The following is a 9,886-nucleotide window of genomic DNA, read 5'->3' on the forward strand; positions in this document are numbered from 1 at the left end:
CTCTTCTGTATTTGTATATGATGTGATAGACGCCTACGGAGGTGTGAAAAAATTTTACCGGAAGTTTTATATCAGTTCCATTTGTCCGCTTGGATTTACTTCCCTCCAACCCGGTGGCAAGGAAGTAAATTACAATTATTACGACAGCGCTGCTTTAAGAAAGGCGGCCTACCCGTTTATTGTGAACAGCTTAAAAGAACAGCTGCAATGGAACATCAGCCGCGAGGTATGTTATTGTATGGGTACAGGTAAAAATGCTGCTTTCCTGCAGGCATTAAATGAAAAGGAAAAATTTTTCGGGAAGGTGATTCCGCTGGAACATCCCCGCTTTGTAATGCAGTACAAATCCAAAACAAAGTCGCAGTACATCGACAAATACCTGGCGGCGTTTGAGGAGCATCCGTAACCCCAACCTGTGGAAATTCTACGCTGTTCTTACCGCAATTTCATCGGCAATATTGTTGAGCAGGCCCATGTTTAAACGACGGCCATTGTCTGTAGCGCCCGGTGCGCGCACGTATCCGTCTTCATCTTTCTCCATCATTACCTCTTCTCCATCTACATCTACCAGGAAGCGCTCGGGTGAAGAAGGTCTTACATAAAAGCGGCCTCCGGAAATTTTAATCATAAAAGCATTCATAAGATCTCTTTTTTTCTATAGATCTTACGCAAACCACGGACCAGCTATATCATGACAAAAAATAAAAATATTTGTTCCACACCAGTTCAAATTCTGCCCGGGAAATCAGTTCGGGAACAAATTGCCTGTCTTCGCTGATCTCTTCCGGGCCAGGCATTACCTGGTCTGATAAGGTGTGCCGCCATCGGTCATAGTTTTACAAGACGGCAGTCCCAGGTATCTTTGGGTTGTTCCTTTACAGGATCGGGCGTTACCACCCCGGTGATCCGGTAAATATTCCCTTCTTCATGCAACCGGTCACCGATCTGAGGGGTTTGTTCATCCTTAAAGCGGATGGTAGCGATGATGCCGAAGGACTTATAACTGTGAATTTTCACAATACTGGCAGATCTTACGGGTACAAGCAGTTCGGCCTTTTTGCGATTGTGACCCCGGTACAGGGAGAACATCAGCCATAATGCGACAGCAAACAGGCTAAGGAGCAGCAGATTCACGGCTTTTTTCAGGTTTAGGATTGAATAAATATGTTATTGGTTGAACCGCACCTCCGTTGGCATAGAAGAGGTGTTACTACAATATAGTAAATTTAACATATGTAACCAATTTTTTTGGGTGCCGGTAATCTAAACACCCGTTGCAAATACCTGCAGCGGGTCATCATACAGGAAAGAATAGCCCAGCACATTCCTCAATTTGCTGGAGCCTACAATCTTATACGGCTCATCTTCGGCAGGTAGCTTCCGGGGCATGGGAATACCAAGATGCTGTGCAGCCGCCTTATAATAACGGCTGCGTTGCGGGTGCCCGCTGGCACAGGCATTAAACACTTCTCCCCAGGCGTCTTTCTCGATCACCTGGCAGATCACGCCAATGCAATCGTCCCGGTGAATGACGTTCATAGGCTGGCTATTGGATTTCCGGCCTTCCATAATCCGGCGCTGATCCGGCAGGCGGTCATAGCCAATCAACCCGCCAAAACGAAGCACGGTGGTATCAAATGCGGTTGACCCCAGCAGGAGTTCTTCTACCTCCCGCAATGCCATTCCATTGGGGGTATCGGGCATCTCATCATTTTCTTCCGTTACCAGTCCGTTGATATCCTTATATACAGAAGTAGAGCTGACGAATATTACTTTACGGATAGATGTTGTTTCGACAAAGCTGCGCAGCAGCATTATCTCTGATACATGTGCTTCCTTTCCCCTTTCTTTCCGCGGGGGGATGTTCACTATCAGGATATCGGCGCTCCAGAAGTCGTCTGGGCCGGTTAACACATTTTCCGACAACACTACCGTATAGGCTTCCAGGCCGAGAGACTGTAGTTCCTGCACGCCCGCTATGCTGGTGCGCGCCCCTTTTACAGGATAACCGGCGGCTTTCAGATGCAATGCCAGGGGTTTTCCCAGCCAGCCGCAACTTAAAATACTGATCCTTTCCTTTTCCCGCTGTTTTGTTACTGCTGTGCTTTCCATATCAAATAATATTTTATCGCCACGATGCTGATCACCATCACGAAAGTAACTGCATGGTTAAGGTACATCACCTTACGAAATTCATTATGTTCAATATTACGTTCATTTTCGCCAATATAAGGTTTGTGTACGGCTACCCCCTGGTACAGGTTAGGCCCACCGAAGCGGCAGTCCAGGATGCCCGCCAGCGCTGCTTCGGGGTAGCCGGAATTGGGACTGGTATGAGCAGGCCCGTATTTGATCATAAAATGCCATGCGCGGCTGCTGCCATACAAAAGGATCATCAGCAGCGCTGTGATGCGTGCCGGTATAAAATTAGCCACATCATCCAGCCGGGCAGCAAAGCGTCCGAAATACAGGTATTGCGCATTCTTATAGCCAATCATTGAGTCCAGGGTGTTGATCATTTTATACAGCATCATACCGGGCAGGCCCAGTACGGCATAGAAGCATAGTGGCGCTACTACTCCATCGCTCAGGTTTTCCGACATCGACTCAAATACCGCGATACGGATCTGATCCGGCGACAAATGGCCGGTATCCCTTCCCACTATCCATGATAGCCGCTGTCGCCCCGCTTCCAGCCCTCCGTGATGCAGGGCATCAAACACCTCCCGGCCTTCCTGTAACAGGCTTTTGTTGGCCAGTGCAAAAAAAATAAACACCGTACTGAATGCATAGTACACTATGGGCCACCCCGATAGTACTATAAGTGTAAAATAAAAACTTATATACACCGCCATGCAAAGTGTAATGGTGAGCAATGCGCCCTTCCAGAACCGGGCCCTGCCCCGGTTAAGCCATCGTGTACCTTGTTGGATCAGCCAGCCATAACCTTTTACGGGATGCGGCCAGCTGCGCGGATCTCCCAGTAACAGGTCGGCAATGTACCCTAACAGTAACGGCAATACGAATTTTAGTATAGGGTCCATTGGCGCAAAGCAGTGATCAGTAATTTGTTTTCGGCAGCGCTGCGGCAGGCAACCCGGCAATGACCTGGTTCCAGTCCGTAGAAATTGGAGGCATCCCTGATCAGCAAACCATGGCGTTCCATCAGCCATGCTTTCAGCGCGGCGGCCGTACCGGTTAATGTTTCAAAAAGGAAGAAATGAGTATGTGATGGGTGTACTTTATACTCCGGCATCTTACGGATCCCCTCCCAAAGCTGGAACGTTTCCTGTAAAAGAGTGCCTGCAGAAATGGCAAACTGCTCGGGGTGCTCCAGGATATAATAGCCCGCTTCGAGCGCCAGGCTATTCACCGACCATGGCATCCTGAAAGCGCGGACCCTGTCCAGCAACTGTTTCCGGGCTGCCACATAGCCCAGCCGCAGGCCGGGAATGCAGCAGGTTTTTGTCATGGACCTCAGCACCAGCACATTGGGTAACCGGTGCAGATGCGGCAGCATAGTAACCGCACCTACTGTAAACTGGATATAGGCTTCATCGATGATGAATACTGTATGCTTATTGTGTGTGATAAGTTGTTGCAGGGCTTTTTCATCCAGTGCATGCCCGGTAGGATTGTTAGGATTGCAGATAAACACCAGGTCGGTGGTGAAGGTTGTATCAGGCGTTAACTTATCCCATGGCAGATATTGTACCTGGTGCCGGTATAGTTTACAAGCGTCCGCGTACTCAGCAAAAGTAGGCACAACCACGGTAGTGGTGGCGCCCGTAAATGCCTGCGCCACCAGGTAAATGGCTTCCGTGCCGCCATTGGTTACCAGGATACTGCCGCCGGGCAGAGCTGCCTGGTTTTCCAGCATAGCCTGCAATCTTAAGGCTCCTGCATCCGGGTAATGATCAATACCGGTTATTTTGTTACTGAGATGCTCCTTTAGTCCTGCCTGTAAACCCCCATACCAAACATTGGAGCTGAAATCAGCTTTCACCTGCTGATCAAACAGGTAGCCATCGTCTCCGTGTCCTTGTATCATAATGCAATATTATTATAATTCCAGTGCCTTATAAACAGCCGGAATGTCCAGATGTTCACGGATATGTGTTGCCAGTTTGTTATATTGTTCTTCCCTGAAGCGGCGGTAATCAAATTCCTTTGCCACTGCGGGCTTTCCGCAATGTGCCAGCAGGTCGTTGATCACTGCATCATTATCCAGGATGCCATGAAGATAGGTGCCCCAGCAGTTATCCCGCAGGAAATAACCATCTGTGCCGCCACCGGTAAATGCATTCAACGGCGAAGGGACTGCTGCGGCCGTATCTCCCATATGAATTTCATATCCTTCACATATTTTCTGCTGACCGCGATAGTAAAAAGTCCGTTGCCGCGTTACCTTCTCTTTTGTGAGCACCGTGTTAACAGGCAAAATACCCAAACCCGGGATACTGCCGGCGGCGCCTTCCACACCATAAGGATCGGCCACCTGCTGCCCCATCATCTGGTAACCGCCACAAATACCAATCACCGCCTTATTTCGTTTATACGCCTCCGTTATTGCTGCAGCGGTACCGTTGTTCCTGATAGCTACCAGGTCGGCCATCGTATTTTTACTGCCGGGAAGAATAATAATATCCGCTGCTGCCAGTTCTGCGGGATTATCGGTATAAAAGATATTTACCCGCTCATCTTTTTCCAGGACATTGAAATCGGTGAAATTCGACATATGCCGCAGCAAAACGATCGCGATATTTATCTCCCCCTGAACAAAGCGTTTCTGTTTAAGCTGCAGGGAAACCGCATCTTCTTCTTCAATATAAATATCGTGATAGTAAGGTAATACGCCGGTTACCGGTACGCCGGTAATCTTTTCCAGCGTAGCCTTTCCATCTTCAAACAACCGGATATCTCCCCGGAACTTATTAATGATGATTCCTTTTATCAATGCTTTTTCTTCCGGCGGCAACAGGGCGATAGTACCATACACACTACCGAAAACACCTCCCCTGTCGATATCTGCAATCAGATACACGGCTGCTCCGGCATGCAGGGCTATCCGCATATTGGTGATATCTTTTGCCCGCAGATTCAGTTCGGAAATGCTGCCGGCTCCTTCCATTACAACAGGATTATAGCGCTGCGACAGGCGATCGAATGCACCTTTCACTTCATCAAAAAGTGCCCGTTTATCATCTTCCATGAAATACTCCCAGGCCGATTGGTTCCCGGCAGGTTTGCCATGCAGCACCAGCTGGGCATTACGGTCGCTGGTAGGTTTCAGCAGTACCGGGTTCATGTCGGTATTACAGGGCACGCCTGCAGCGGCGGCCTGTACTGCCTGTGCACGGCCGATTTCCAGGCCATCGGGCGTTGCATAGCTGTTGAGCGACATATTCTGGGCCTTAAAAGGCGCCGGACTATATCCATCCTGTTTGAAAATGCGGCAAAACCCGGCTGTGATCACGCTTTTACCTACATCTGAAGCGGTGCCCACAAACATTACCGGCCGGAGTTGTTTCATTCTTTCATGACATTAGTGCTGCCGCGAAGATATTAACTTTCACAAAAGTATTCTCTTTTGAATTGTTGCTGTTTACAGCCGGCTTATAGAAGTTCAGCCGATATTATTCATTCATTCTCTTAGAGGCTACCTCATTATTTACATGTCATTTAAACACCTCCTCACCTATCCCGCCATTCACCACCGCCTTCTTCACTTTCATCTCTGCTTCAAAACCACTTGGGTCGGTGACTGTATTGGTAAACGGTAACTGTATGCCATTCACCTCCCGGTAATCTGCATAATCAGTAGTTGTTTCCTGTTCTTTACCTTCCTGCCCCGGCAGGGAAACGGTACGTATTTTCAACCCGGTTTTCACATCGTAATAATTACGCATTAATGCCCCGTTGGAAGTAGCAATGCTGATCACATAGGCATTCACGTTATTTACTTCTTCCGTAACCGGCATCAGTTCCATTTTAACATCACTGCCGTTGTTAAGGTATTGCAACTCCGGGTACAGGCTGTTTTTATCTTTCAGAACTGCTTTTTCCGACGGCGATAGCGGGATGTCCTTCCCCATGCGGGCCATGCTTACATTACTGCCATTAATGAGCAACCTGAAGGGTACCATATTATTTATCGGTACCGTCACCACTTGCAGCATTTTATCCGGCTGCTTTACCTGCACACGGCGTTCAATAACAATGCCTCTAACGGTGCCTTGTTCTTCCAGTAGCAGGTCCTTTAAGCCTTTCAGCAGGTTGTGGCCGCCTATTACATCAATGTACTTTCTTAGTATAGCCGTTGGCGTTATACCGGCCGGTATGGGGGTTCCTGTGCTACTTTTCCAGGTATTATTGGAAGGATTTATATCGGGGAAATTGCCTGCGGGGTCAATGATCACGCTGGCTAACCGGGTGGTGGAATGATAGCGGAATGTCCAGCTGCTGCCACGCTGCCAGATTTCCACTGGCAGGCGGACCGTATCCGTTTTGCCATTGCCGTCTGTTATTGCCAGTACTACCGGCATGGGGAGTTGTTCCAGGTTCTGGATGGTAATGAGCGCGCCCTGGGCAGGATCGCTTCCTGCATATTTCACGTCTTTTACCGCCTGGTCCAGTTTCCAGGTATTAAAGAACCATCCACGCCAGAACCAGCTGAGGTCCTCACCTGCCGCGTTCTCCATACTCCTGAAAAAATCCCAGGGAGTAGGATGCTTAAATGCCCACCGCTTAATGTACTCCCGGAAAGCATAGTCGAAACGCTCGGGGCCGAGAACTTCATTCCGGAGCAGGTTCAGTCCTGCTGCGGGTTTGTAATAGGCGGCGATGCCATTATAATTGAGCCCGATAACATCCGGCGTGTTCATGATGGCTTCTGCGTTAGCAGAAAACAGCATGGGAGCAGACCGTTGCATACTCTGACGGCTGGCGTATTCGCCGTTATTAAAATGCTGGGTAGCGATGCCGTTGATAAAAGTATTAAAGCCTTCATCCATCCAGGCATATTTGCGCTCGTTGGAACCTACGATCATAGGGAACCAGTTGTGCCCGAACTCGTGGTCGGTAACGCCCCAAAGGCCGCCTTTTGTGGATTTCCAGTTGCAGAAAACAATACCTGGATACTCCATCCCGCCTACAATTCCCGCTACGTTGGTAGCTACCGGGTACGTGTATACATACCATTTATCAGAGTAGTGTTCAATACAGCCTTTTACATATTCGGTAGATCTGCCCCAGGCATTTTTGCCGGCTACTTCCAGCGGGTAAAGCGATTGTGCCAGCGCTTTCTTACCTCCCGGCAGGTTAATGCGCGCCGCATCCCATATAAAAGCGGCGGAGGCGCCCCACGCCACATCGCGGGTATTTTTACATACGAAGTGCCAGGTACGGTTGCCGGACGGCGTATTATTCTTTATATCTGTACTGTCGCGGATATACACTGTTTCATCGCTGTTGCGCGCTTTGGCAAGACGGCTGATTTCTTTAGGCGATAGCACCTGTGCTTCATTCACCAGCTCACCGGAGCCGCCTATCAGCAAACTGGCAGGCGCTGTAATGGTGTAATCGAAATTGCCGTATTCGAGGTAAAATTCGGAAGCTCCCAGGTAGGGAATATTGTTCCACCCGAGTACATCGTCATACACCGCCATGCGCGGGTACCACTGCGCTATCTCGTAGATCCATCCGTTGGCGGTACGCAGGCGGCCGGTACGATCGGTGCCATATTCCGGGATAGTGTACGCGTAATCTATTTTCAGCTGCAGGGAGGCGCCTGTTTTAAGGGCATCTGCCAGCTTCACCTGCATACGCGTATCATTTACCAGGTAATTGGCCGTGGCCGATTTTCCGGCAGTGATCACACTAACACTTTTCAGTTCAAATCCCTGTGTGAAGCTACGGTTGGCAAACCGTTCACCAGAAGCAGCCACTGTGGCGCTTCCCCGGGAGTCTTCCCGGTAAATATTCTGATCCAGTTGCAACCATAAAAAAGGCAGTTGATCCGGGCTGTTGTTTTTATAGGTAATGACTACTGAACCGGTTATACGATGTTGTACTGTATCGAGTGTTACGGCCAGTTTGTAATCTGCCGCATTCTGCCAGTATTTCGGACCGGGCTGCCCGCCGGCGCTGCGGAACTCATTACCCGGCGCCGGGTAAAACAATGGAGAGAAAGCCTCATGTGCATCATACTTAGACACTGCCTGCCCCATTCCCTGCTGCATTCCCGCGCAGAACAGCAGAAACGCAATAGCATAGATTCTGTTGATTTTCATCGGAAGAGATTAGATTTAGAAGCACCGAATATACAGGAAAATGCCGACAGCATAAAGCCATTACAGCGGACAACAAAGTGACAATCACCTGGCTGTCTGCCGTAACCGTGTTTCCAGGCAGGTGTTTACAAACTGTGTTCCCTTAATTCTTTTTTCACATGCTTCAAACGGAAGGCAAAGAGGATACTGAGAATACCGGTTCCCCAAAAAGCGGCTGCCATCAGTCCCAATACGGTGGCTACTCCCAGAGCGGGGTTATCGAGGATGAAGATAGAGATAATAATAAGGCCGATCCCTCCTACCAGCAGCCAGCCCCAGTTGGGCACTTTGTCTGTTTGCAGCTGTATGGAAAAGCCTATCAGGCTGATTCCCTTGAACATAAACCAGAAAGCCAGGAAAAGCGGTATCACGGCCATACTTACTGAAGGGTATAACATAAGGATAAAACCTATCACCACATCTATAATGCCTGATGCCAGCGACCATCCCCACCCATGATGCGTGCTGCGGTTACTCACCGCAAATGCAATTTCAAAGATACCTGTCACGAACAGGGTAACACTGAAGAAGATACTGAGCAATACATAGCTGCTGAAGGGGTTGGAGAAAACAATAAAGCCCGCAATAAGGAAAATAATCCCGTTAAGCAGGTATAACCACCAATACTTCACATTATTCCTGATAGCCGAAATTAATTGTGACATAATAATTACTTTAACGTGATGAAAGGATAGCACTACGTTTCTCTCTAACACATCCGGTTGTAAAATGTTCGCCGGGAGCCCGGACGCGCAAAAACCGGGGAAAAGCACTTAACTTTGCCCAAATGATTTAAATCATTCTTTTAATAAAAGACGGAAATTATCTTTGCGGAATGAATAAGGCGATCAAGCAAGACAGAAAACCACCCAATTGGTGGCATCAGGTAGATTTCATGGGCATTCACGCGGTGCCCTTACTGGCATTTTTTACCGGCACAACAGCGTTTGACTGGATATTATGCGGTGTACTGTATGTAATACGCATGTTTTTTGTAACGGCTGGTTACCACCGTTACTTCTCGCACCGTGCATTTAAAACGTCGCGGTTCTTCCAGTTTATCCTGGCGGGCGGCGCACAAAGCAGCTTACAGAAGGGCGCTTTGTGGTGGTCGGCCAACCACCGTATTCATCATAAACATAGTGATACCCCTGAAGATCCGCATTCAGCCAATGTATACGGCTTCTGGTATGCCCATATCGGCTGGATCATGGGTCCGGAGTACAAGCCTACCCGTTTTGACCTGATCAAGGACCATAAAGCGAAAGAACTGTTATGGCTGAATAAATGGCATATGGTACCAGCCGTGATCCTGGCAATTGCCGTGTATTTTGTAGGTAATAAGGTAAATGGTACCGGCTGGTTCGACTGGTCCGCAGGGTTATCTACCTTATTGATCGGTTTTTTCCTGAGCACTGTAATCTTATACCACGGTACTTTCACCATTAACTCACTTATGCACAAAATTGGTAATAAGAGATATTATACCGGCGATGAATCCCGCAACAGTGCCATCCTGGCGCTGATCACCCTGGGCGAAGGCTGGCATAACAACC

Annotated in this window: 10 protein-coding genes and 1 pseudogene; 2 read left to right on the forward strand and 9 right to left on the reverse strand. The window is 48.7% G+C overall.

The window, feature by feature from the left end; translation table 11 throughout:
- Window positions 1-406 (forward strand): uracil-DNA glycosylase family protein (locus VN105_RS23430; protein WP_325644789.1); only part of this gene is annotated, 406 nt, incomplete at its 5' end.
- A gap of 18 nt (window positions 407-424) precedes the next feature.
- Here VN105_RS23430 and VN105_RS23435 read toward each other — a convergent pair.
- The 9 genes and pseudogenes from VN105_RS23435 to VN105_RS23470 all read right to left on the reverse strand — a co-directional run bounded on the left by VN105_RS23435 (window position 425) and on the right by VN105_RS23470 (window position 8,995).
- Window positions 425-640 carry a hypothetical protein gene (locus VN105_RS23435; protein ID WP_325644791.1) on the reverse strand — a complete coding sequence of 72 codons (216 nt, stop codon included), beginning with the start codon at window positions 638-640 and terminating at the stop codon, window positions 425-427.
- Between the two features lie 49 nt (window positions 641-689).
- Window positions 690-806: pseudogene (locus tag VN105_RS29825) on the reverse strand (DUF6881 domain-containing protein); the annotation flags it as partial.
- A gap of 22 nt (window positions 807-828) precedes the next feature.
- Complete coding sequence (locus VN105_RS23440; protein WP_325644793.1) at window positions 829-1,134, reverse strand: hypothetical protein; 306 nt, start codon at window positions 1,132-1,134, stop codon at window positions 829-831.
- Between the two features lie 129 nt (window positions 1,135-1,263).
- The gene (locus tag VN105_RS23445; protein WP_325644795.1) at window positions 1,264-2,112 is read right to left on the reverse strand and encodes an SDR family NAD(P)-dependent oxidoreductase; all 849 of its coding nucleotides are present in this window, start codon (window positions 2,110-2,112) and stop codon (window positions 1,264-1,266) included.
- On the reverse strand, window positions 2,094-3,044 hold the full coding sequence (gene cbiB, locus VN105_RS23450; protein ID WP_325644797.1) for an adenosylcobinamide-phosphate synthase CbiB: 951 nt from the start codon (window positions 3,042-3,044) through the stop codon (window positions 2,094-2,096). Before cbiB ends, VN105_RS23445 begins: the two co-directional genes overlap by 19 nt.
- The gene (locus VN105_RS23455; RefSeq protein ID WP_325644799.1) at window positions 3,029-4,051 is read right to left on the reverse strand and encodes a pyridoxal phosphate-dependent aminotransferase; all 1,023 of its coding nucleotides are present in this window, start codon (window positions 4,049-4,051) and stop codon (window positions 3,029-3,031) included. Before VN105_RS23455 ends, cbiB begins: the two co-directional genes overlap by 16 nt.
- Before the next feature lie 12 nt (window positions 4,052-4,063).
- Window positions 4,064-5,533, reverse strand: coding sequence for a cobyric acid synthase (locus VN105_RS23460; RefSeq protein WP_325644801.1), 1,470 nt, complete (start codon window positions 5,531-5,533; stop codon window positions 4,064-4,066).
- A gap of 145 nt (window positions 5,534-5,678) precedes the next feature.
- Window positions 5,679-8,291 (reverse strand): M1 family metallopeptidase, encoded by a 2,613-nt coding sequence (locus tag VN105_RS23465; protein ID WP_325644803.1) that lies wholly within the window; start codon window positions 8,289-8,291, stop codon window positions 5,679-5,681.
- Between the two features lie 125 nt (window positions 8,292-8,416).
- Entirely contained in the window at window positions 8,417-8,995 is a 579-nt protein-coding gene (locus tag VN105_RS23470; protein ID WP_325644805.1) for an HdeD family acid-resistance protein, read from the reverse strand.
- 170 nt (window positions 8,996-9,165) lie between these two features.
- Between VN105_RS23470 and VN105_RS23475 the strand changes: the two genes are divergently transcribed.
- A partial coding sequence (locus tag VN105_RS23475; protein WP_325644807.1) for an acyl-CoA desaturase occupies window positions 9,166-9,886 on the forward strand: 721 nt, incomplete at its 3' end.

It is taken from the genome of Chitinophaga sp. (assembly GCF_035564935.1).
Lineage (GTDB): Bacteria > Bacteroidota > Bacteroidia > Chitinophagales > Chitinophagaceae > Chitinophaga.